Genomic DNA, 288 nt, shown 5'->3' with positions numbered 1-288 from the left:
GGCGCCGGAAATCTTCTTGATGCGCGACAGCGGCTGGGTTTCGACCGCGCCGAACTTGGCGAAATCGACCTTGGGCCAGGGCAGCAGGTTCAAGCCACCGCCGCCGCCCGCAGGTGCCGCCGAGGCCGGACGCGCCAGCGCCTGCTTGACGAAGGCATTGACGTCCTCGCGGGTGATGCGGCCCTTGCGGCCGCTGCCCGAGACCTTCGACAGATCGACGCCGAGCTCGCGCGCCTGCAGGCGCACCGCCGGGCTGGCGTGCGGCACGTTCTGCGGCATGCGCATCGG

1 protein-coding gene is annotated in these 288 nt (G+C 71.2%); it reads right to left on the bottom strand.

Annotation, left to right across the window (positions count from 1 at the left end; all coding sequences use genetic code 11):
- Window positions 1-288, bottom strand: a 288-nt coding sequence (locus FLQ44_RS16505) for an E3 binding domain-containing protein (RefSeq protein WP_206208931.1), incomplete at both ends; no start/stop codon positions are given.

Origin of the sequence: Vogesella mureinivorans (assembly GCF_007644035.1) — a bacterium.
Lineage (GTDB): Bacteria > Pseudomonadota > Gammaproteobacteria > Burkholderiales > Chromobacteriaceae > Vogesella > Vogesella mureinivorans.
The sequence above is the reverse complement of the archived record's forward strand: the minus strand, read 5'-3'. Positions and strand labels throughout refer to the sequence as shown.